The sequence below is a fragment of the Duganella levis genome (genome assembly GCF_009857605.1).
In the GTDB taxonomy this organism is placed as follows: domain Bacteria; phylum Pseudomonadota; class Gammaproteobacteria; order Burkholderiales; family Burkholderiaceae_D; genus Rugamonas; species Rugamonas levis.
In genome coordinates, this window is sequence record NZ_WWCT01000003.1 from 311,242 (window position 1) to 331,633 (window position 20,392).

General features: G+C 66.2%; 18 protein-coding genes and 1 riboswitch. Of the genes, 6 read left to right on the plus strand and 12 right to left on the minus strand.

The genetic code is table 11. From position 1 onward, the window contains the following. Nucleotides 1-12: 12 nt before the first annotated feature. Entirely contained in the window at nt 13-1,485 is a 1,473-nt protein-coding gene (locus GTP69_RS06565; RefSeq protein ID WP_161054122.1) for a PepSY domain-containing protein, read from the minus strand. After that, nucleotides 1,473-3,560, minus strand: coding sequence for a TonB-dependent receptor (locus GTP69_RS06570; protein ID WP_161054123.1), 2,088 nt, complete (start codon nt 3,558-3,560; stop codon nt 1,473-1,475). Before GTP69_RS06570 ends, GTP69_RS06565 begins: the two co-directional genes overlap by 13 nt. Before the next feature lie 145 nt (nt 3,561-3,705). Beyond that, nucleotides 3,706-3,924, minus strand: a riboswitch (cobalamin riboswitch). Nucleotides 3,925-4,021: 97 nt separating this feature from the next. On the opposite strand from GTP69_RS06570, the gene GTP69_RS06575 reads away from it, so the two are divergent. Beyond that, a complete protein-coding gene (locus tag GTP69_RS06575) occupies nt 4,022-4,813 on the plus strand; it encodes a HoxN/HupN/NixA family nickel/cobalt transporter (RefSeq protein ID WP_161054124.1) in 792 nt (263 codons plus the stop codon). Here GTP69_RS06575 and GTP69_RS06580 read toward each other — a convergent pair. The 7 genes from GTP69_RS06580 to GTP69_RS06605 form a co-directional block, all read right to left on the minus strand. Then, complete coding sequence (locus tag GTP69_RS06580) at nt 4,802-6,304, minus strand: carboxylesterase/lipase family protein (RefSeq protein WP_161054125.1); 1,503 nt, start codon at nt 6,302-6,304, stop codon at nt 4,802-4,804. The two genes, GTP69_RS06575 and GTP69_RS06580, sit on opposite strands and share 12 nt — an antisense overlap. Further along, nucleotides 6,301-7,845 carry a class I SAM-dependent methyltransferase gene (locus GTP69_RS31570; protein ID WP_161054126.1) on the minus strand — a complete coding sequence of 515 codons (1,545 nt, stop codon included), beginning with the start codon at nt 7,843-7,845 and terminating at the stop codon, nt 6,301-6,303. Before GTP69_RS31570 ends, GTP69_RS06580 begins: the two co-directional genes overlap by 4 nt. A 108-nt stretch (nt 7,846-7,953) precedes the next feature. Further along, a complete protein-coding gene (locus GTP69_RS06590; protein ID WP_161054127.1) occupies nt 7,954-9,657 on the minus strand; it encodes a glycoside hydrolase family 9 protein in 1,704 nt (567 codons plus the stop codon). Between the two features lie 77 nt (nt 9,658-9,734). After that, the gene (locus GTP69_RS06595; protein ID WP_202424315.1) at nt 9,735-10,550 is read right to left on the minus strand and encodes a molybdate ABC transporter permease subunit; all 816 of its coding nucleotides are present in this window, start codon (nt 10,548-10,550) and stop codon (nt 9,735-9,737) included. A gap of 12 nt (nt 10,551-10,562) precedes the next feature. Then, on the minus strand, nt 10,563-11,471 hold the full coding sequence (locus tag GTP69_RS06600) for an extracellular solute-binding protein (protein WP_161054128.1): 909 nt from the start codon (nt 11,469-11,471) through the stop codon (nt 10,563-10,565). A 77-nt stretch (nt 11,472-11,548) separates the two neighbouring features. After that, nucleotides 11,549-11,764, minus strand: a complete 216-nt coding sequence (locus GTP69_RS31045) for a hypothetical protein (RefSeq protein WP_202424321.1) — start codon at nt 11,762-11,764, stop codon at nt 11,549-11,551. A 68-nt stretch (nt 11,765-11,832) separates the two neighbouring features. Then, entirely contained in the window at nt 11,833-13,110 is a 1,278-nt protein-coding gene (locus GTP69_RS06605; RefSeq protein WP_161054129.1) for a DUF2325 domain-containing protein, read from the minus strand. A 107-nt stretch (nt 13,111-13,217) separates the two neighbouring features. Between GTP69_RS06605 and GTP69_RS06610 the strand changes: the two genes are divergently transcribed. Genes GTP69_RS06610 through GTP69_RS06620 form a run of 3 tightly spaced genes read left to right on the plus strand, consistent with a single transcriptional unit; the run spans nt 13,218 to nt 14,901 of the window. Then, the gene (locus GTP69_RS06610; protein WP_229260833.1) at nt 13,218-13,748 is read left to right on the plus strand and encodes a molybdopterin-dependent oxidoreductase; all 531 of its coding nucleotides are present in this window, start codon (nt 13,218-13,220) and stop codon (nt 13,746-13,748) included. After that, nucleotides 13,745-14,521 carry a glutamine amidotransferase gene (locus tag GTP69_RS06615; protein ID WP_161054130.1) on the plus strand — a complete coding sequence of 259 codons (777 nt, stop codon included), beginning with the start codon at nt 13,745-13,747 and terminating at the stop codon, nt 14,519-14,521. The genes GTP69_RS06610 and GTP69_RS06615 overlap by 4 nt, the downstream gene beginning before the upstream one ends. Nucleotides 14,522-14,556: 35 nt before the next feature. Further along, a complete protein-coding gene (locus tag GTP69_RS06620; protein ID WP_161054131.1) occupies nt 14,557-14,901 on the plus strand; it encodes a winged helix-turn-helix domain-containing protein in 345 nt (114 codons plus the stop codon). On the opposite strand, the gene GTP69_RS06625 is transcribed toward GTP69_RS06620, so the two are convergent. Further along, on the minus strand, nt 14,898-15,788 hold the full coding sequence (locus GTP69_RS06625) for a LysR family transcriptional regulator (RefSeq protein WP_161054132.1): 891 nt from the start codon (nt 15,786-15,788) through the stop codon (nt 14,898-14,900). The two genes, GTP69_RS06620 and GTP69_RS06625, sit on opposite strands and share 4 nt — an antisense overlap. Nucleotides 15,789-15,888: 100 nt before the next feature. Between GTP69_RS06625 and GTP69_RS06630 the strand changes: the two genes are divergently transcribed. Beyond that, complete coding sequence (locus GTP69_RS06630; protein ID WP_161054133.1) at nt 15,889-16,704, plus strand: pirin family protein; 816 nt, start codon at nt 15,889-15,891, stop codon at nt 16,702-16,704. 19 nt (nt 16,705-16,723) lie between these two features. Beyond that, nucleotides 16,724-17,092: a DoxX family protein gene (locus GTP69_RS06635; protein ID WP_110847156.1), complete on the plus strand. Its 369-nt coding sequence runs from the start codon at nt 16,724-16,726 to the stop codon at nt 17,090-17,092. On the opposite strand, the gene GTP69_RS06640 is transcribed toward GTP69_RS06635, so the two are convergent. After that, a complete protein-coding gene (locus GTP69_RS06640; RefSeq protein WP_161054134.1) occupies nt 17,082-17,870 on the minus strand; it encodes an isocitrate lyase/PEP mutase family protein in 789 nt (262 codons plus the stop codon). The genes GTP69_RS06635 and GTP69_RS06640 overlap by 11 nt on opposite strands. A gap of 10 nt (nt 17,871-17,880) precedes the next feature. Continuing rightward, a complete protein-coding gene (locus tag GTP69_RS06645; RefSeq protein WP_161054135.1) occupies nt 17,881-20,277 on the minus strand; it encodes a DNA polymerase II in 2,397 nt (798 codons plus the stop codon). Nucleotides 20,278-20,392 lie beyond the last annotated feature (115 nt).

Here is a 20,392-nt window from a genome sequence, read left to right on the forward strand (position 1 = left end):
GGCCGAATTAATCTAGCGTTTTCTCAGGCGCCTCCAACCGAGCACCACGCCGGCCAGCGTGGCCGTCCCACCCAGCAGACAGAGTACGATGACCAGCACGTCCCACAACGGCCGCGCGCGGATGACGGCGGCAAAGTCCAGTTGGTGCAGGCCGTTGAACAGCCAGCGGTTCCATTGGCTGTTGCGGTCGGCGTAGCCAACCAGTTGGCCTTGGGCGGGGTCGATGTAGAACGTGGTGTCGTCGGCCAGCGCGAATTGCGCGCGCAGTACGGGCAGCACGGCGGTGTTGTGATGGCTGTAGTGGTAGCTGTCTTCGCTGGTCAGCGTTTGCACCGCTTTCAGTTGCGCGTCGGGACGCATGGCCTGGATGGCGTGCAGCAGGCCTGCTTCTGGCAGCGGGCCGGCTGGTGCGCCGGTGTGTGCATCCAGCACTTGGCGGTGCGTGCGATCCATCGCGCTCAGATATAGCTGACCGTCGATGCGCCGCCATTCCAGTTCCAGTAAGCCGGGATGCTTCTGCACGATGTCTGCTACTGCAATCAACAAATCGTCGCGGTTCAGGGGGCCGCCGGCGAATGCCAGCCGGTCTTGCGCCGTGATGCCCGGCGATGACAGCCAGTCGAACGGCGTCACCGACAGCCAGCCGCTGAACAGCCATGTCATCATCAACGTGCCCACGCTTAGTCCCAGCCAGTGGTGCCACGCTTGCCAGCCGCGATATGGCGAGCGTCGGCCGCCGGCGTAACGGCGGCGTAGGCGCAGGCGCTGGATACCCAGCACCATGCCGAGCATCACCAGCAGCAGGGCCGCACCAGAGGTCCACATCACCACCTGTCGCCAAGGCTGGCCGTGCGTGCGCAAGGGCGTGAAGTAGATCCAGTGGATCACCGATCCGGCCCAGTTCCAGGCACGCTCGCTACGGGTAGTGTCGCGTACCAGTTCGCCGGTGCGGCTGGAGATGTACAGCAGGCTGCCCGCCGCGTCGTCGGCTTGCACGCGGTACAGCGGGCGGTGATTTTGCAGGCGGCCGAAACTCCATTGGTCGATGTCCATCAGCTCCGCCGACAGTGCTTGCGCGCCTGCTGCGGCGCTGCGGGCGCTGGCCATCGCCAGTTCCGGCGTTACCTGCACCGGCTGGCCAGTGTCGGCCCAGACGGACAGCCAATAGCCGTCGGCCTTGAAGTGGTAGGCCGGGCGGCCAGCGACAGTGGTCATGCGCACTTCAACCGGCAGCGCGGCGGGATCGGCGCGATTGGGATGCGGGGCGGCCTGCCACGCATCCCACGCGTTCAACCGCACCTGGCGCGCGTCGATAGTCGCCAGCCACGCCATGCGCTCCTGCTCCGTCAGCGACGGATACGGCACATACATCATGACGATGCCGGAACCGAACCACAGCAGCACCAGCAAGCCAAGCACGATGCCCAGCCAGCGATGCCAAAGGTGCAGCTGACGCTTCCAGGAACCCACGATCAGTAGCGCCACTGCACGGTCAACTCGGCATGGCGACGATCTCCCAGCAGATACTGGCTGTCGCTGTACGACGTGCTGGCATACAGCTTGTCGGTCAGGTTGCGCAAGTTAAGCTGCACCAGCACATTGCGGCTGTAGTTCCAGCCCAGCGACGCATCGAACGTCGTGTAGGCAGGTATCGTCTGGCTGTTGGCGTTGTCAATGAAACGTTCGCCGACATACCGCGCGCCGGCCGATGCGCGCCATCCGGTGTCGCGATAGTTAAGCCACAAGTTAGCCGACACCTTCGGCACATCGGACGGACGATTGCCGGCGCGCGACTGGTTGCCGCTTTCAATCAACTGGTCGAACTGCGCATCGGTGTAAGCCGCATTCGCTTCCAGGCGCCAAGCCTGCGCCAGCGCCACGCTGGCCGTCACTTCCGCGCCGCGCGAGGTTTGCGAACCGCCCTGCACCGACAGCGCCGGGTTGGATGGATCGCGCGTGATGATGTCGTCCTTGCTGATGTGGTACAGCGCCGCCGTCCATTCGGCCTTGCCGCCAGCCAGCGACTGCTTGACGCCCGCCTCCACCTGGCGCGCGGAAGTCAGCTTGTAGCGGCTATTGGCCAGATTCAGCGACAGCAGGCTGGTAACCGGATCACTGCCGGTGCTCACCTGGCCATACAGCGAGGTGTCAGCCGCCAGCTTCCACGTCAGGCCGAGGCGCGCAGCGTTTGATTGCAGCGTCGAACTGAAACCCGCCGCGCCGAGCAGGCTGACACGATCGACCTTGTAACGGTCGTGGCGCAGGCCGGCCAGCAACAGCAGGCTGTCGTTGATGCTGTAAGCGTCTTCCACATAGAAGGCGTTGGTGACGGTGTGGGTCGAGAAGTTCGGCAGCATCGGGTCCGGGCTATCGAATACGCCGGGATCGAAGCCGGTCGGCGCCACGGTGGACGAACCGCCATACGGCGAGTTATTCGTGTGCAGGAAGTTGATCACAGCCGCTTCCCAGCCGGCCGCCACGCGATTGGCGCCGTCGTTCCAGCGCGCTTCCAGGCGGTTGCCGGTCTGCTCCTGATCGTGATGGATGGCGATGTAGTCGCTGCGCTCGACCACATTGGCGGTGGCGTCGTAGTGGTAATACTCGGCGTTGCGCCAGTTGCGGCGCGCCTTCATGTACGCCAGCTCGTTGCTGATGATGAGCGCCGGCGAATAGCGCCAGTTCAGACGCGCCAGGGCCTTGTCGTCGACAAAGTGGATATCGGCGTCGCTGACATCGTAGTTCTGGTTTCGCAGCGCGCGCGACAGGCCGCCATTCACCAGCGGCGTGCCGAAGTAGCGTTGCGGCTTTTGTTCCAGATGGTCGAGCTGCATATCCAGGTCCAGATCGGGCGTCAGCGCGTAATGCACGCTGGTCAGCACCTTGCCGTGACGCGAGTCGCCACGGTCGATAAAGCCGTCGCTGTGGTCCGCATACGCGTCGATGCGGAAGGCGCCATGTTCGCCCAGCGCGCCGGTGCCGCCGACGCCAGCGCGTACCGCTTCGCCGCCGCCGATGCCGGCCATCGCTTCAAACGAACTGGTACGGCTCGGCGCCTTGCGCACCGCGTTGATGGTGGCGCCGGTAGTGCCGCTGCCATACACCACCGAGCCCGGACCGCGCAGCACTTCGATGTAGTCATAGCCCCATGGGTCGGCCGGATAGGTGGCGGTACCGGAACCGACTTGTGGGCGCTGGCCGTTTTCCAGCAAGGCGATCGAGCCGTTGCCGGTGAAGCCGCGCGCCGAATAGGCCACGCCGTTGCCGGGTGAGCTGATGTCGGTCAGACCGGTGCTGCGAGTGACCGCATCTTTCACCAGCAAGTCGCCGCGCGCCTGCATGGTGTCGGCGCTGAGGATGTCCACGCTGGCCGGCAGTTCCTGCGCCGTCAGATTGAGGCGGCTGGCGGTGCCGCTCTGGCGGGTCAGCCCCAGTCCGGGATTGGTGGACGTGCCCTGCACGGTGACGGTCTGCATATCGTCGGCCTGTTGGGCAAAAGCGCCGGAGGCGCACAGCAGGGAAACAATAACGGCAATGCTACGGGAGTGCTTGGAATCGGTCATGACAACATCTCTATGATGAATGGTTGGCGGAATCCGTCGCGCAGACGCAGGCGCGCACAAACACACACGCGGCAAAGCGTGCGATGACAGTGATGCATACGGAGAGCGACGAACATCTAACAGGCAAAGCCACACCCCGGGCCTTGCGCATTAATCGTGACTGGCCGGTCTTCTGGCTGGCCTTCATCCTTCGCTGTCCTTGCCTTCCCGCGCAATGCGCAGTGGCGTTCGGTCAACGTCGTCAGGCTTACAGCAGCGGGGGCTGCGCCGGACTGGCGCGCGATGTAAATCGCGCGCGTCACCGGCTTCCCGTTTCACCCCGCAGCTGACAAGCATGCAGGGCACCATTCACGTATGAAGCCGAATTCTACCCGAATGCCCCTACCGTTGTCATGGCATCCAAGCACCAGGACCGGATCAGCTCTATAATTAACGCAACTAACTTGCATTAAGGATTGTATATGAACGAAGCACTTCCGACAATCGAACTGGCCTTGCTGCTTGGTTTGCGCCATGGCCTGGCGCCCGATCACCTGGCCGCCATCGACGGCTTGACCATGCGCGCGCAGCCGGCCAGCGCGCCGTGGATGGGCGGTCTGTTCGCGCTGGGCCACGGTCTGACCGTGCTGCTGATTGTGGCGCTGGCCGATATGGCGTCGGCCTGGCTGCAACCGGATTCCAGTTTTCTGCACGCGATGGACTGGCTGGAATGGCTGCCGGGGATTTTATTATTGGCCCTGGCGGCGCTGAATGCGCGCACCCTGCTGCGGCCCATGCAGGCGCGCAGCGTCAACTCCATCGGCGCGCGCTTGCTGGCGCCACTGACGGCGGTGCGGCCGCTGACCGCATTCGGCATCGGCATGCTGTTTGCGCTGGGCGTGGAGAGTATCTTGCAGTCGCTGGCCTGGGGTTACGCCGCCACCCGGCTGGGCGGCAGCAGCTGGAGCGCATTGCAGGTGGCCGGCGCGTTTGTGCTGGGGATGGCGTTCACCGATGCGCTGGATGGTTACGCCACCGCGCGCATCTCGGTCACTGCGGGCCAGCAGGCGATGCAGCAATTCCGCCGCCGCATCGGCTGGCCGATTATCGTGCTGTGCACCGTCAGCGGCGTGCAGCTGTTGATGTCCAAGGTCTGCGCCAGCTGCCAAGCGGCCGAGGACGGGCTGGAATTGCTGGGCGTCGGCATGGTGTCGCTGACCCTGGCACTGTATGCCTTCGCGTGGACGCGTGGCGCGCGACCGTCAACGGAATAGCGAGAAGTCCGGCAGCGCATCGTTCTCGTCGCCGATGCGTAGCACAGTGGCGTTGGTGCCGTCGTAGGCTGGCCACTGCGGCAGGCCGCTGCCGTTCGGATTACCGCTGCGGGCAAAATTGACCCAGGTGGCCGCCATGCGCTCGGCCAGTTGGCGGTCGGCCGGACTCCACGCGCGCTGGTCCAGGGCGAGGTTATCGAACACGTACTGGATCTCGGCGCCATGGCCGGCGCCGCAACCGTAGCCGCAAGGACTGGCCGGCGGCGCGGGGCGATGCGCAAAGAAGTAGACGTAGGCAGGCGCGCGTCCATGCTGCGCTTGCAATCCCGCCCAATGCGCCATGCGCCAGCCCCACCAGTCGTTGGTCAGCTGGTTGAGCGAGGCCTTGGCCTGCACATCGGTGGCGCCGGGATAGGCCGCCAGCACGGCGGGGGATGGCGTGCGGCCAAGCAGCTTGGCCACCAGCCCGTTGTGATTGGCGGCGGTGAAGTCGCCGGTGCCGAGGATTTCCGGCGCCAGGTCCTTGCCCTCTTCCGCGTTCCAGCCGACCAGCAGCGGCACGTCGTTCTGGCGGTGATTGCGGTACAGGGTGGTCAGGTCTTCGCGCAGCAGGTGGCCGTCGACGAAGGTGCGCGGCATCCAGGCCTGCTTCTGCAAGGCGGCGGTGTCTTGCGCGCGCAGGTCTGCCAGCTTGCCGACGGCGGCGCCTTCGGCCTCGGCGGCCTTGCGGGTGAAGCGCTGGCTTTCACTGGCATCCAGCGGCAGCGCATCGTTGCCGCTTTCGGCGATGGCGCGCTGGAACAGGCCTTTGGCCAGCGGCGAGGCCACCAGCAGCGCGACCGATTCGCCGCCGGCCGATTCGCCGACGATGGTCACGCGTTGCGGGTCGCCACCGAAGCGGGCGATGTTGGCCTTGACCCAGCGCAGCGCGGCGATCTGGTCGAGGATGCCCTGGTTGCCGGAAGCGTGGTCCGGCGATTCCGCGCTCAGTTCCGGATGGGCGAAGAAGCCGAAGATGCCAAGCCGATAGTTCACCGTCACCACGACCGCGCCATGCCTCGCCAGACGGCTGCCGTTGTAGAGCGGCTGCGCCGCCGTGCCGCCGTAATAACCGCCGCCATGTATCCAGACGATGACCGGCAGCCTGGCCGCCCTGGCCATCTTTGCCGGCGCCCAGACGTTCAGATACAGGCAGTCTTCGCTCTTGGGATTGGTGATCCATTCGGCGGTTTGTGCGCAGGCCGCCGCGTAGTGGCTGGCGTCCTTCACGCCCTGCCACGGTGCGACCGGCTGCGGCGCGCGCCAGCGCAGCGCACCGACCGGTGGCGCCGCGTAGGGTATGCCAAGATAGGTTTGCAGCCCATCGGCGCGGCTGCCGGCGATGGCGCCGCCGCTGATTTTCAGCGGTGCGGTCGGCTCGCCGGCACGGACAGGCAACGCTACAAAGGCTACGCACAGGGCGAGTAAAGCAGTGCCGCGGCCCCGCTTCATAGCACTTGCAGCGTGCGCCACAACGGCAGGCCGATCGTGAGGAAGCCCTTGGCGTGGATCTCCAGCAGCGCCAGATTTTCCTCCGCCGATTGCAGTGCAACACCGTCTCTTTGCAAACGCCGCCCGCTTGGCCCCATGATCTGCCAGGCCACGCGCGCCAGGCCTTCCGGCGTCAGCTCGGCCTGCTGATGGATCGCCGCCAGGAACAGCCGCTCCAGGAAATTGGCCGCGATGCCATTGCTCAGCAGCGGCGCGCACAGCGCCTGGTGTTCGTCGCCATAGCGGGTCTGCGCCGCCAGCGTGGCGTTCAGCCGCGCGGCGGCGGTGTGGTCGGCGCCGTCCGGTGCGGGGAAGTAAAACGCCGCCTGGCCGGAGGCCGCCAGCAAGGCCGCCACCTGCACCAGCGCGTGCAGATTCTGCCCCGCCAGCGCCGGCAGTTGCTGGAGCTCGGCCAGCGTGTGCGGGCGTTGCGCCAGCGTGTCGAATACCACGCTGTACAGCTCATCGTGGCCATTCACTTCGCCGAGCGTCAATTTCATCTTGGCCGATAGGGCCGCGCGCGGGACAGTCAGCGCCAGCCCGACCTGCTCCAGCAGTTCGCTTTGCCGGCGCGCGCCGATGTGCTGGGCGCCGCGCACAAAGACGTCCTTGCGGAAGCTGGTGTTAAGCAGATAGTCCTTCAGCGTTTCGCGCATTTCCGGATGCGGCAGGCGCTCGATCAGTTGCCGCTGCTCGTTGTTGAGAAACACCAGCGGATAGGCGTAGGCCAGGTCGGCCGGGCCGGCAAACGTCATCTTGGCGGCCGCCAGGTCGCGTGCGACGTCGGCGTGGAACAGCGGCTGCCAGTGCTTGTGCAGATACTCGTGCACCAGATAGTGCGGGCTGGCGGTTTTCAGGCTGTCCAACCGTACCTTGAGGCCGGGATTGACGGTCAGATAGCCGGCCTTGACCGCCTCCAGTTGGCCCATGAATTCGGTCGCGCCCTTGATCTGCACATCGCTGCGGTTGGGGAAGGCGTCGGCATATTCCACCAGCAGCCGCTGCAAGGGCAAGGCCGGCGCCCAGCCCGGCATGGCGTTGTAACTGAGGTAGACCACGCCGCCCGGCTTCAGGTAGCGGCCGATGAAGTCGACGATGTGCTGGCGGTTCTCCGCCGTCACCCAGCTGTAGATGCCATGCAGCGTGATGAAGTCGAACTGCGGCAGTTCGGCCTTGGCCTGGCCGTGGGCCAGTTCTTCGAAGCTGTTTTCCAGCAGCGTCAGGTTGGTCAGCTGCGCCTGTTTTGCCAGCGCGCTGGCGCCGGCCACGTGGGCCGGGTTGAAGTCGGCGGCGTAGAACTGGCCGTTGGGATGGCTGGCGGCCACCAGCTGGGCGGTCAGGCCGCGGCCGAAGCCCAGTTCAAAATAGGTGAATGGCTGCTGCAAATCGACCGGCTCGATGCCGTTCAGCAGGCATACAAAGTTGAGCCAGGCGGGGCTTTGTTCGCGGTAAAAGCCCGAGGTGTATTCAATGTCCGAAACGTAGCCAGAAGTCCAATCCATGCGATGTCCTTTTCCCAGGTTCGAATGCCGATGCAGCCTTCATCATACTGAGTTTTGCCAAAAAGTCATCAGAACTCCGCCAACAGGAACCTGGCGCTGGCGCGGACATTACGGTGCGGCCGGCGTCAGCGCCTGCAAACCGGCCGACACGTACACCAGCGGCGCGTTCCAGTTGATGGCGATTTCGTTGCTGGCGTAGGAGCAGGCATGGTCCAGGTACGAGCGCGCCGGCAGCGCCGACGGATACGGCTGCGGACAGCCCTGCTTGTCCTGCTGGCCCGGCTGCGGACCGCCCACCAGCCAGCCCGGCACCGGCGCGTCGATGCCGTCGGCGACCGACGGCCGATGGTGCGGATGCAGCGCCGAACGCGTGCCGTAACCGGTGACGAAGGACAGCTCGACGGCATTCCGGCCCAGCACATAATCCAGCCCGGACTGGGCAGCGTCCAGGTAGGCGCGCTTGCCGTTCAGGCGGTAGGCGTGCAGCAGCACCATGGCCTGGTTCAGCACCACGGCGTTACTGCCCCACACATAATCCTTTTTTTGCAGCGTGATGCCGTATGGCGATTGCTGCCACGCGGCGGCCAGCTGCTGCGCCAGGCCGTCGACGCGGCTGGCGATCAACGCCTGGTCGGCGGCGGCGCCCAGCGTCTTGCGGTGGCGCGCCAGCGACAGCCAGGCCAGGCCGCGCACATCGCTCCACGCGGCCACGGTCATGGCCTGCTCGGGCGCGTGCAGCGCCTGGTAGTAAGCGTTGTCGCCGGTGGTGATGTACAGCTCGGCGGCGGCCCAGGCCTGTTCGTCGCTGACGTCGTTATCGGCGTATTCGCCGGTGGCGACGTCGGCTGGCTGGCGGTAGTAGTCGCGCGGATGGGCTTGCGCCCAGCGCCATGCCTGCTGCGCGGCCGTGCGCATGCGCGTTGCCAGCGCGGCGTCGTACGGCGCGTAGACGCGGCTGGCGGTGGCCATGACGGCGGCGAAGTCGAGCGCGGCGGCGGTGGTCTTCTGCACCACGTAGCGCGGCGCGGTGGCTTGCGCCGGCATCACCATGCCGTCGAAGCGCAGGTTGGTCAGCTTGTGGTAGACGCCGCCGTCGGCCGGGTCTTGCATGGTCAGCATCCAGTCGATGTTCCAGCGCGCTTCGTTGAGGATGTCCGGCACGCCGTTGCCGCTTTCCGGGATGTTGAGGCGCTGGGCCTGGAAGTAGGCCGGGAAGTCTTCGTACGCGGCCAGCAGCGTGTAGGTGGAGATACCGGAGTTGACGATGTATTTGTTGTAGTCGCCGGCGTCATACCAGCCTTTCGGGCTGGAGATGACGCTGCCGGCCGGCCGCGCCGGCGAAGCGGCCGAGGCGTGGATCAGCACTTGCGTGTCCGGGTGGCCGGCGGCGCGGGCGTAGATGCCGGCGTGGGCGGCGTCCAGCGCGACGCCCGCGCGGTTGAAGTAGTAGGCTTTGAGGGCGGCGGCGTTGACGGCTTGATAGGCGCTGGCGCTGATCTCGAATGGCGGCGAGTCGGGCAAGCCGGCCACGCGCAATTGGTAACGGCCCGGCGTTTGCAGGCTGGCGAAGTGCGCCAGTCGTACCGTGTCGCCGGACTCGGGGGCGTTGGTGGCCGGGCCCAGCGTACCGGATTGCACCACGGTGTCGCTGCCGGCTCGCACAATGCTGAAGTCGCGCGCGGCGCCATCGGGCACCACCGCGACCTTGTCCGCGCCCGGCAGGAAGCCGAGCTGGTTGAGTTTGATGCCGTCGGCTGCCGTGGCGGTGATGCCAGCGCCGGCCAGCGCCAGCAAGGTGATGATCTGTCGCATATGTCTCCTCTGTTATTTTGAAACCGTTTTCAGAAGATCATCGCGTACTTTGCCGGCTAGCGCAATCGATTCCGGCGTCAGGGGGCTGGCGATGGCGATGCGCGGCGTGCCAGTATCCATAGCGGTAGCGGCAGGCTGGCGGCCAGCAGCAGCCACACCAGCGAGTAGACACTGTCGAGGCCGTCGTTCTGCAGGTTGATGTAGAGCTGCACCGGCATGCCCTGCGGGAAGTAGGCGAAGGTCATGACGATGCCGAACTCGCCGATCACGCGCACCCAGGCCAGCGCCAGCCCGGCCAGCACGCCGCGCGCGGCCAGTGGCAGCGTCACCAGGCGGAATACTTGCCAGCTGGTGGCGCCGAGGGTATCGGCTGCTTCCTCGGCGCTGCGCGGCACGCCTTCAAACGCGCTGCGGGCGCTGATGACGAAGTAGGCCAGCCCGCCATACAGCTGCGCCAGCAGGAAGGCGCCGACATTGTTGGAGATCAGGTAGCCGGCGGCGGCCAGCGGTCCGCCCAGCGTGCTGTAGGGGCCGTAGGCGGAGACCAGCAGGATGCCCATCGCCAGCGGTGGCGTCATCAGCGAGGCCAGCACCAGCGTCTGCACCAGGCCGCGCAAGCGGCTGCGGCTGCGCGCCAGCCACAGGGCCAGGGGCGTGCCCAATGCGGCGATCAGCAACAGCGCCGCCAGCCCAAGGCCAAGCGAGACCCGCACCGAGGACAGGTCGGCCGGCGCGATGCTAAAGCTGCGCCACGGGGTTTGCTGCAACAGCGCCAGGAAAGGCGCGGCCAGCAGCAGACACGCCGGGGCGCTGAGCCAGCGCAAGCGGAGGCGAAGGCAGCTCAGGGCCGCCGAGGCGCTGCGCCGGAACGGGCGGAAGGAATGGCGCGTCACGGCGGCGCGCGCCTAGCGGTACAGCGCTTCACCTTTGGGCTGGCCGTAGCCGTTCTGGCGCAGCAGGGCTTGGCCGTCGGCGCTTTGCAGGAAGTCGACGAAGCGCTGCGCCACGGCCAGCGACTGGGCGTTCTTCAGCACCGCCGCATAAAACACCAGCGCTTGCGGATGCAGCGTTTCGCTGCCGCCGGCGCGATTGCGGATGGCGAAGCTGACGCTGTCGTACCAGTCATGCGCATAGGTCGGGTTGCTCAGATTGATCTGGTCCGGCAGCGCCACATACGGCAGCTTGGCGGAGATGGTGGCGCTTTCGTAGCCGGACGCGGCGTCCAGCTGGCCGGCCTGCAAGCGCGTCAGCAAGCTGCCCTCGGCAAACACCTGCTGCGGATTTTCCACCGGCCCCAGCACGGCGTTGGCCAGGCCCGGCTGCTGGTAATACTTCTCTGCCAGCATCAGCGTGAAGATGATGTTCTGCCCCTGCGGATCGACCGCCGGGTCGGTGCGGCCGAAGCGCAGGCCCGGCGTTTGCAGCACCTTCCACCAGTCGCCGCTTTTCAGTTGGGCGGCAAAGGCGCTGCGTGGGTTGTAGGCGATCACCATGCGGGTGCTGGCCACCGGCACCGCCGTGTCGACCAGGCCGGCCTGCTTGAGGATGTCCATCGGCCCCGGATTGACCGAGACGAATACGTCGGCGACGATTTTCCTGGATGCCAGCAAGCGCGCCATGCCGTAGGCGCCCTGCCCTTGGCCTTGGTACTCGACCTGTTCGCGCGCGGCGAAGGCCGGGCCGAGGAATTTGTCCATCACCACGCCCATCGAGCCGGCGTAGGTAATGCGCAGCGGCTCGGCTGCGTACACATTCATTGCGCCGGCGGCCAGCAGCGCAGCCAGTATGGCGCGCCGAGTCAGATTTGCTTTCATACGGAGTCCTTGTGATCGCTATATTCCTGAGTATATAGCCGGACCAGCCGCAAATCTGTCATACCAAGGTATAGGTGCTAGCTGCGGCGTGCAGCACGATGCTTGCGGCGCGAGGCCGAACGGCGCACCGGCTTGTGATGGTACTTTTCCGTCTCGCCGCTTTCGGCGCGCTGCTTGTTGACGATGCGCGCGGCGACTTCTTCCTCACGGCCTTTATAGCGGCCGTCCTTCTTGAACTGGCGTTCCAGCTTCTGATACTCGTGCTCGCGCTTGGGACTGGCTCCTCGTGGCATGCTGGGCTCCTTGACGTGGGATGTCGCTCCATCATGCGCGCCGGACGCGGTTTAGTACGTTCGCTGTCTCACTGAACGGCGTGCCGCTGCATCAGTTCGACAAAGCTGGCGATGCCGGCGTTGCGCACCGGGTGGCACGGGATGCCGGCGCGCGCGGCCAGCTGGCGGGTGACGTGCATGGCGTTGTGGCTGATGCAGTCGACCGGGAACACCACCATGTCGGCGCGCGGCAGCAGCGAGGCCAGCATGCCCTTGCGGTCTTCGATGCCGCCGTCGTGCGTCAACAATTCGCCGCCGGCGGCGGCCACCAGCCGCGCCAGCAGCTGGTTCGATTGCGGCCGGCCGCCGACGTACATCACGCGCCGGCCGTGCAGCGACGGCAGCGTGGCGCTATCGTCTTCGTTGTCCAGTGTTTGCAGCAACGCCTGTTCCAGCGCCTGCACTTCGACGCGCGCCTGCTCGGCGTCGGCGCCCAGCTGGCGCGCGGCGTTGCGGGTCAGTTCGGCGGCGGCATCGCTGGACGCCAGCCGCGCTTCCAGTTCGGCGCAGCGGGCGGTTTGCTGCGCCAATTGCTCGTCGCGCGCGGCGATCAGGTCGCGCAGTTGCGCCAGCTGATCGGCGGCAGACGAGTTGGCCAGGCCGGCGTGGCGTTCGCGCAGCCGCGTCAGCTCCATCGCCTGCTGCGACACCACTTCGACCGCCTGCTGGTGCTGCGCCGCCTGTTCCTGCGCACGGGTTTGCAGTGCGGCGTTCTGTTCGCGCAAGCGCGCGCACTCCTCTTCCAGCGCGCTCAGGCGGCGCAGGTCGGCGCGGTTGGAGGCGCCCACCAGGTGCGACAGCATGTGGACGTCGCCGAAGGCCTGACGCCGCAGCTCGTAGCTGCACAGCGGATGGGTCAGCAATGCCCAGTAGGCACCCGGCACATCGCCTTGCGCCAGGGCATCGGCCCACAATTGCGCCAGCCCTTCGTGGTCGGCCGACTTGAAGCGTTTGATGGCCAGCGCGTGGCGAGTGTCCAGCGCCTTGTGCAATTCCTTGGCGGCGGCTTCGCCCTGCATCGACAGTTCGACCGCCGTGTGGTGGATGTCGAGGTCGCTGGAGGTCTTGCGGTCGATCTGCGTTGCGTAGCGCGGCACCAGCTTGCGCAGTTCGCCGGTAGTCAGACAGGTGCCTATGACCGAGCAATGCAGGTTGGAGTCCAGCTCGGCCAGCTTGGCGCGGCGGGGCGCCGGCGCCGGGGCGGCCAGGAACGGCGTGGTTTCTGGCGCGCAGCAGGCATCGGCCGGCACGTTCAGCAGGCGGTGGATGAAGTTCGGCGGCGCAGGTTGGGCGGGCAGGAAGGGCATGGGAGGACCGTGGAAAACGCTGTATACATTGGAATATAGCGCATTAGCGAGCTGCACACCATAAGCGCTGTATAATTTCCTATATAACGCTTTTTGAAGGAGCACCGATGTCCGATTTGTCGCGGCGGCTGGTTTTGGCTGCCTGTCTGGCGGCCGCCTTGCCGGCCTGGGCCCACGATGCGCCGTCACCGGCCGCGCCGGCTGGCCAATTGGCTATCGGCGGAACGGTGACGCAGCCGCTGACGCTGGACGTAGCGGCGCTGCGCCAGTTTCCTGCCGATCAGATCGTCGAATTGCGCCTGCCCGGTCGCGACGCCGGTGCGCCGCCCAGCGTGCTGCGCGGCGTGCGGCTGCGGGCGGTGCTGGAGCGCGCGCAAGTCAAAACGGCCGACCACAACACGGTCAAGAAGCTGGCCGTGATCGCCAGCGCCAGCGACGGCTACAAGGTGGTGTTTTCGTGGAGCGAACTGTTTAACAGCGAGCTGGGCGACTCGGTGCTGGTGCTGTTCGAGCGCGACGGCAAGCCGCTGGCGCCGGCCGAGGGACCGCTGGCGCTGATTTCGGGCAAGGATATCCGCACCGGCCCGCGCCATGTGAAGTGGCTGCAAACGGTGGAAGTGCGGCAGATCGTCGAATGAAGACCGCGCTGATACTGCGCCATCTGGCGTTTGAAGACCTGGGCCTGCTAAAGCCGGTGCTGGAGCGCGCCGGCTACGCCATCCGCTACCTGGAGGCGGGCGTCGATGCGCTGGCCGGGCACCCACCGCTGGCGGCCGATCTGGTGGTGGTGCTGGGCGGGCCGATTTCGGTCTACGACAGCGCCGACTATCCGTGGCTGCTGGAAGAAATCAACTGGCTGCGCCAGCGCCTGCTGGAAGACCGCCCTACCCTCGGCATCTGCCTCGGCGCGCAGCTGATGGCGGCGGCGCTGAACGCCAAGGTGGTGGCCGGCGAGCGCAAGGAAATCGGCTGGGCGCCGCTGACGCTGGGCCGCGAGGGCGACGATTTCGCCGGCATGGCCGACTATCTGGCGCAAACGCCGGCCGTGCTGCACTGGCACGGCGACACTTACGCCCTGCCGTCCGGCGCGCGTCATCTGGCCTCCAGCGCGCTGTACGAGAACCAGGCCTTTGCCTGGGGCGCGCATTGCCTGGCGCTGCAATTCCATCCTGAATTCGAGCCGCACCGGCTGGAGCAGTGGCTGATCGGCCATGCGCTGGAGATCGCCTCGACGCCGGACGTAACGCTGCAACAACTGCGCGCCGACACGGCCCTACACGGGCAGCAGGCGCAGACGGCCGCCACGCAATTTTTGGCCGGCTGGATCGCCACGCTGTCCGGCTGCCGCTGCAAGCCGATGATCGTGCCGTTAGTGCGGCGCGAGCACGCGCCCTGCCGGCGGAATTTTTAAGGCATACTGGCGCATCCCTACTGCGCTCGTCTGTCATGGCTGTCGAACTGAATCTGAAACTCCGCGTACTCCACAACGATGAGGTGGCCTTCGGCCCCGGCAAGGCCGATCTGCTGGCGGCGATTGCCGACACCGGCTCGATCAGCGGCGCGGCGCGGTGCATGAAGATGTCCTACCGGCGCGCCTGGCTGCTGGTCGATGTGATGAACCGCTGCTTCCGCGAACCGCTGGTGCTGAGCGCGGCCGGCGGTTCGCACGGCGGCGGCGCCCAGCTGACCGAGACCGGCCTCGCCGTGCTGGCGCAGTTCCGACAGATGGAGACGGCGGCGCAGCAAGCGGCGCAGTCCCATCTCGACGGCCTGACCGGCCTGCTGCGCTAGTTCTGCTTCAGGTGGTTGACGAACCACCGCCCCGCCGGTCCCGGCGGGTGATCCTTCATATGAATCGCGTGCATCGAGAAGCCCGGCCCCAGCCGCGCGTGCAGCTCGATGTTGATGCGCACCAGCTTGCCGCTGCGCAGGTCGTCCTCGACCATGTGCAGCGGCATATAGCCCCAGCCTAAGCCAGCCTTGAGGAAGGCGTGCTTGGCGCCGAGGTCGGCCAGGCGCCAGGTCTGGGTCGACATGACGCCGAAGTTGCGCCCGGCCGTCAGCGTCGAGCGATCGGTCAGCACCAGCTGCACATGCTTGCCGGCTTCCTCGTGCGGGATCGGCCCCTGGAGCGCGGCCAGCGGATGGGTCGGCGCCACCACCGCCACCGCCGCCACGCTGAGCAAAAATTCCGAGGCACAGCCGGCCGGAATCTCCGGCAGCGAACCGATGATGGCGACCCGGCAGTGGCTGTCCAGCAGCGGCTGCACCACCGCGCCCAGCGCTTCCACATACAGCCGCAGCGGCGTGGCGGGAAACTGCTGCTGGAACGCCTGCACCGCCGCCGTCAGCCCGGCGATCGGAAACATGACGTCCACCGCCACCGCCAGTTCCGGCTCCAGCCCTTCGGCCAGCGTGCGCGCCTTGGCCTTGAAGGCGTTCATGCCGTCGACCGCCGCGCGCGCCTGTTCCAGCAGCGCGGCGCCGGCTTCGGTCAGGCGCGGATAGCGGCCGGTGCGTTCGAACAGCGCGAAGCCGACCTGCGCCTCCAGGTTGGCCAGCGTGGTGCTGACCACCGATTGCGCGCGCCGCAGCTTGCGCCCGGCGGCGGAAAAACTGCCTTCGTCGGCGGCGGCGATAAAGGTGCGCAATTGGTCAAGCGACATGGCGTCCAGCATCTATCTACTCCTTGGATATAATCCATCGAATTATATAGGCTATTCAGATGGATGCCGCCGACCTAAGATGCAACTCATCATGCAACATCAGGAGCCAATCATGAATCAACGTAACGTCGCTTTCCGCACCGCCGGCCATACCCGTGGCCCGATCACGCGCCTGGCCAGTCCCGGCGATGCCGGTGAGCTGATCAAGCCCTTCGTCTTCCTCGACCGCTTCCACCTGCCGGCCGGCGACGGCGGCAAGATGGGCATGCACCCGCATTCGGGCATCGCCACCATCACGGTGCTGTTGGACGGCGCCATCGAGTACCGCGAGACCACCGGCGCGGAAGGCGTGCTGCACACCGGCGGCGTCGAGTGGATGAGCGCCGGCAACGGCGTCTGGCATGACGGCGGTCCGGCCGAGGGCGAAAGCGCGCTGGGTTTCCAGCTGTGGCTGGCGCTGCCGCCGGAAGATGAAAACGGTCCTTGCGACAGCCGCTACCTGTCTTCTGATCAGGTGCCAAGCGTGGGGCCAGCCCGCATAATCCTCGGTCGCCATGGCGATGCGGCCAGCCCGATCCAGCCGCGCGCGTCGCTCAGCTATCTGCACGTCAAGCTGGCCGACGGCGAACGCTGGACTTACACACCGCCGGCCGGCCATACGGTGGCCTGGGTAGCGGTCGCGAATGGAGCGCTGCGCAGTGGCCGCACCACCATCGGCCGCGAGCTGGCGGTGTTCGAGGAAGGCGAAGCGGCGCTGGAGTTTGTGGCGGAAGGCGCGACCGAGTTCGTGCTCGGCTCGGCGGTCAAGCATCCGCACGATCTGGTGACCGGCTATTACTCGGTGCATACCAATGCGGCAGCGCTGGCGCAGGGCGAGCAGGAAATCCAGCGCATCGGCAAACAGCTGCGCGCAGCAAACTTAATTTAATCAGACAGGAATCACTATCATGAACAGCAATACCATTTCGATCATCGGCCGCGTGCTGCTGGCCACCATTTTCGTCTTCAGCGGCATCGGCAAGATCATGGCGCCGGCCGCCACCATCGGCTACATCGCCTCGTCCGGACTGCCGTTTGCGACGCTGGGCTTTGCCATCGCGGTGGCGGTGGAACTGGGCGGCGGCCTGGCGCTGGTGTTCGGCTTCCAGACCCGCATCGTGGCCGCCATTCTGGCTGCGTTCTCGATCGTCACCGCGCTGGCCTTCCACAACAATCTGGCCGACCAGAATCAGCTGATCAATCTGCTGAAGAACTTCGCCATGGCCGGCGGCTTGTTGCAGATCGTGGCGTTTTACGGCAACAAGGTCAAGGCTTAAGGAACAATGCCTGCAGGTCGCCGTACGGCATGGCCTTGGCGATCAGCGGGCCGGCGCTGCCGGTGTCCAGGAAGCCTTTGGCCATGCCGGCCGCGACCGACCACAGCGCCTGGGGAATGCCGGAACCGGCGCTCAGGCGCACTGCCCCCAGTTGCAGCAATTCGGCGGCGGGCGGCAGGCCCGGCCAGTCCATCACGTTGAGCGGCAAGCCGGCATCGGCGACGACAGCCTTGATTTCGTCCGGCAGGCAGATGCCGGGCACGAACAGGCCGTCGGCGCCGGCGGCCTTGTACAGCGCGGCGCGCTTTAGCACTTCGGCCACGCGCTGGCCTTCCGGCGCCAGCCCTTTCAGATACACATCGGTGCGGACGTTGATGAAGATCTCCGCCTGCGCGGCCAGCGCCTTGATGGCGCGGATCTTGTCGGCCAGCAGCGCCGGCGCGTCGTTGCCGTCTTCCAGGTTGATGCCGGCCACGCCGACATGGATCAGCCGCAGCACATTGCGCGCCACCTGCTCCGGGTCGGCCGCATAACCATTTTCAAAATCCACAGACAGCGGCACCGTGATCACGCGGGCGATGTTGGCGGCCACCGCGATGGCGCTGTCGACCGGCAGGTGGTCGTTGTCGGCATAGCCTTGCGCCCACGCCACGCCGGCGCTGGTGGTGGCGATGGCGGCCGCGCCCAGGCTTTCAAACAGGCGCGCGCTGCCGGCGTCCCAGGCGTTGGGCAGGTGTAGCAGTTGGCGGCCGTCGTGCAGTTGCTTGAATACGCTCATAAAGTCTCCGTTAGAAAAGGCTGGCTTGCGCCGTGGTCAGACTGGTGAAGCTGTCGTGCATTGGCTGCAGGATGGCGTCGGCAATCGGTTGCAGTTGCTTGGTCAGGTAATGCTCGTAGTCGATGTGCGAGCGCATCGCTTCCAGCGGCTCGGGGCCGCCGGTGGTCATCACGTAGCTGATCCATCCGCCGTTCTGGTAACGCAGCGGGCGGCGCTGCGACTGGTTGTATTCGTCAGCCAGGCGCGCGGCGCGCACTTGCGGCGGCACGTTGACTTTATATTCGTCGAGCGGCTGGCGCAAGCGCTTGCGGTACACCAGCAGGTCGTCGTGGTCGCCGGCCAGCGTCCGCTCGGTGTAGTCGCGCACGTAGTCCTGGTAGGGCTGGTCCTTGAAGATGCGGGTGAACAGCCCTTGCTGGAATTGCTGCGCCAGCGGCGTCCAGTCGCTGCGCGCCACTTCCAGGCCGCGGTAGATGACTTCTTCTTCGCCCTTGGCGTTGACGGCCAGCCCGGCGTAGCGCTTCTTGCTGCCGAGCTCGGTGCCGCGAATCGTCGGCATGAAGAATTTCTGGTAGTGGGTGTCGAACTCGATTTCGAGGTGGCAGTCGAGGCCGTGCTGTTCCTTCAGCATGGTGCGCCACCACAGGTTGATCTGGTCGGCCAGCCGCTGGCCGATGGCCAGCGCTTCGGCGTTCGGGTGTTCTTTTTTCAGCCAGATGAAGATCGAGTCGGTGTCGCCGTAGATGACGTCGTAGCCTTCGGCTTCAACCAGCTTGCGGGTCTGCTTCAGCATCTGGTGGCCGCGCAGCGTCACCGACGACACCAGGCGCGGATTGAAGAAGCGGCATTCGGTGGCGCCCAGCACGCCGCAGAAGGAATTCATCAGCAGCTTCAGCGCGGTCGACAGCGGTTCGTTCCTGGCGCGCTTGGCGGCGTCGCGCTGTTTCCAGATATCGGTGGTGATGGCCGGCAGGCAGTGCTTGTCGCGCGAGAACACGGTGCCGTTGACGCCCTCCACCACGCTGGCCGGATCGGCCGCGATTTCGCCTTCAACGAGGCCGACTGGGTCGACCAGAAAGGTGCGGATGATCGACGGGTACAGGCTTTTGTAGTCCAGCACCACCACCGAGTCGTATAGCCCCGGCTTGGAGTCCAGCACGAAGCCGCCCGGCGAGGCGCCACCGCTGACGTCGCCCACGTTCGGCGCCACATAGCCTTCGCGGTGCATGCGCGGCAGGTAGTGGTGGTTGAAGGCGGCGATCGAGCCGCCCAGGTGGTCGGCCGGCAGCCCGGTGACGGTGGCGCGCTCGATCATGAAGGCCAGCAGGTTGGCCTTGGCGAAGATGCGCGTGACCAGCTCGCAGTCCTTGAGGTTGTACAGCGCCAGCGCCGGCTTGTCGTTGTGGAAACGGCGCTCGATTTCCGCCATCTTGTCGTAGTCGTCGCCGATGTCCTTGCCTTCGCCCAGCATCGATTGCGAGACGTTTTGCAGGCTGTACGAGGGGAACATCCAGGAGGCGGCCTTCAGCGCGTCGATGCCGTCGAGGATGATGCGGCCCGGCAGCGGCGCGAACAGGTAGCCCTGCTTGCCCGGATGCTCGCGCCATTCGATGCCCTTGCCTTCGCGCCCCAGCGCCAGCGCCACCTTGTACTTGTCGGCGTTTTTTTGCAGCACGCGCAGGTCGAACTGCACCACGTTCCAGCCGATGATGACGTCGGGGTCGTGCAGCGCCATCCAGCCGTTCAGGCGTTCGATCAGCTGGCGCGGCGTGGCGCAGTATTCGAGGTCGAAGTCGATGGTGGGCGTGGCGGCAGCGTCGTCGGCATTGGCATCGGCGGCCGCCGGCTCGCCCAGCATGTACACCTGGCGCTGGCCGCAGCCTTCCAGCGCGATCGAGTACAGGTCTTCATAGGCGCTGGTTTCGATGTCCAGCGACACCATCTTGAGCGCCGGCCGGTAGTCGGGCGCCGGCTTCAGTTTGCAATTGTGGATCACGCTGCCGCTGGCGTGGCCGCCCTCGGTCTGCACGCCGGCGGTGATGAAGCGTTCCATCAGGTAGCGCTCGGGCGGGCGGATGTCGGCTTCGTACAGTTTGATGCCATGCTCGCGCAGCGTGCGCTCCAGCGCGGTCAGCTGCTTGTAGCGCGCCGCGTAGACGCCCACTACCGGCTGCTGCTGGAAGGTCTTCAGCGGCAGTTCGCGCAGCGCGATGCCGGCCTGCGGGCCGATCTGGGCGCTGATGGCGTCCTGCACCGCCGCCTCGGCGAAGGCCACCGAGGTCTGTCCGGTCAGCCGCACCTTGCGCGGACCGTCGTCGGTGGCCAGCCAGAAATCGATCTCCGTGCCACTGGGCGTGTCGCGCCAGTGGCGAGTCAGGATGAAGCCGGTTTGTGCGGGATGCGTCATGCCAGAATTATACTGTATGTGCATACAGCCGGCACGGCGTCCTTATTCGCGCGGCGGCCAGTTGCCCGCCAGGTAGGACAGCCGCAGCGCCGCCGGCCCGCGCGGCGCAGGCCGG

Bases quoted from the DNA above. Each gene is read 5' to 3' on its own strand.
- GTP69_RS06570 (WP_161054123.1), bottom strand. From the start codon at position 3,560: ATGACCGATTCCAAGCACTCCCGTAGCATTGCCGTTATTGTTTCCCTG.
- GTP69_RS06605 (WP_161054129.1), bottom strand. From the start codon at position 13,110: ATGCCCTTCCTGCCCGCCCAACCTGCGCCGCCGAACTTCATCCACCGC.
- GTP69_RS06625 (WP_161054132.1), bottom strand. From the start codon at position 15,788: ATGCTGGACGCCATGTCGCTTGACCAATTGCGCACCTTTATCGCCGCC.
- GTP69_RS06590 (WP_161054127.1), bottom strand. From the start codon at position 9,657: ATGCGACAGATCATCACCTTGCTGGCGCTGGCCGGCGCTGGCATCACC.
- GTP69_RS06610 (WP_229260833.1), top strand. From the start codon at position 13,218: ATGTCCGATTTGTCGCGGCGGCTGGTTTTGGCTGCCTGTCTGGCGGCC.
- GTP69_RS06635 (WP_110847156.1), top strand. From the start codon at position 16,724: ATGAACAGCAATACCATTTCGATCATCGGCCGCGTGCTGCTGGCCACC.
- GTP69_RS06645 (WP_161054135.1), bottom strand. From the start codon at position 20,277: ATGACGCATCCCGCACAAACCGGCTTCATCCTGACTCGCCACTGGCGC.
- GTP69_RS06575 (WP_161054124.1), top strand. From the start codon at position 4,022: ATGAACGAAGCACTTCCGACAATCGAACTGGCCTTGCTGCTTGGTTTG.
- GTP69_RS06580 (WP_161054125.1), bottom strand. From the start codon at position 6,304: ATGAAGCGGGGCCGCGGCACTGCTTTACTCGCCCTGTGCGTAGCCTTT.
- GTP69_RS06620 (WP_161054131.1), top strand. From the start codon at position 14,557: ATGGCTGTCGAACTGAATCTGAAACTCCGCGTACTCCACAACGATGAG.
- GTP69_RS31570 (WP_161054126.1), bottom strand. From the start codon at position 7,845: ATGGATTGGACTTCTGGCTACGTTTCGGACATTGAATACACCTCGGGC.
- GTP69_RS06600 (WP_161054128.1), bottom strand. From the start codon at position 11,471: ATGAAAGCAAATCTGACTCGGCGCGCCATACTGGCTGCGCTGCTGGCC.
- GTP69_RS31045 (WP_202424321.1), bottom strand. From the start codon at position 11,764: ATGCCACGAGGAGCCAGTCCCAAGCGCGAGCACGAGTATCAGAAGCTG.
- GTP69_RS06640 (WP_161054134.1), bottom strand. From the start codon at position 17,870: ATGAGCGTATTCAAGCAACTGCACGACGGCCGCCAACTGCTACACCTG.
- GTP69_RS06615 (WP_161054130.1), top strand. From the start codon at position 13,745: ATGAAGACCGCGCTGATACTGCGCCATCTGGCGTTTGAAGACCTGGGC.
- GTP69_RS06630 (WP_161054133.1), top strand. From the start codon at position 15,889: ATGAATCAACGTAACGTCGCTTTCCGCACCGCCGGCCATACCCGTGGC.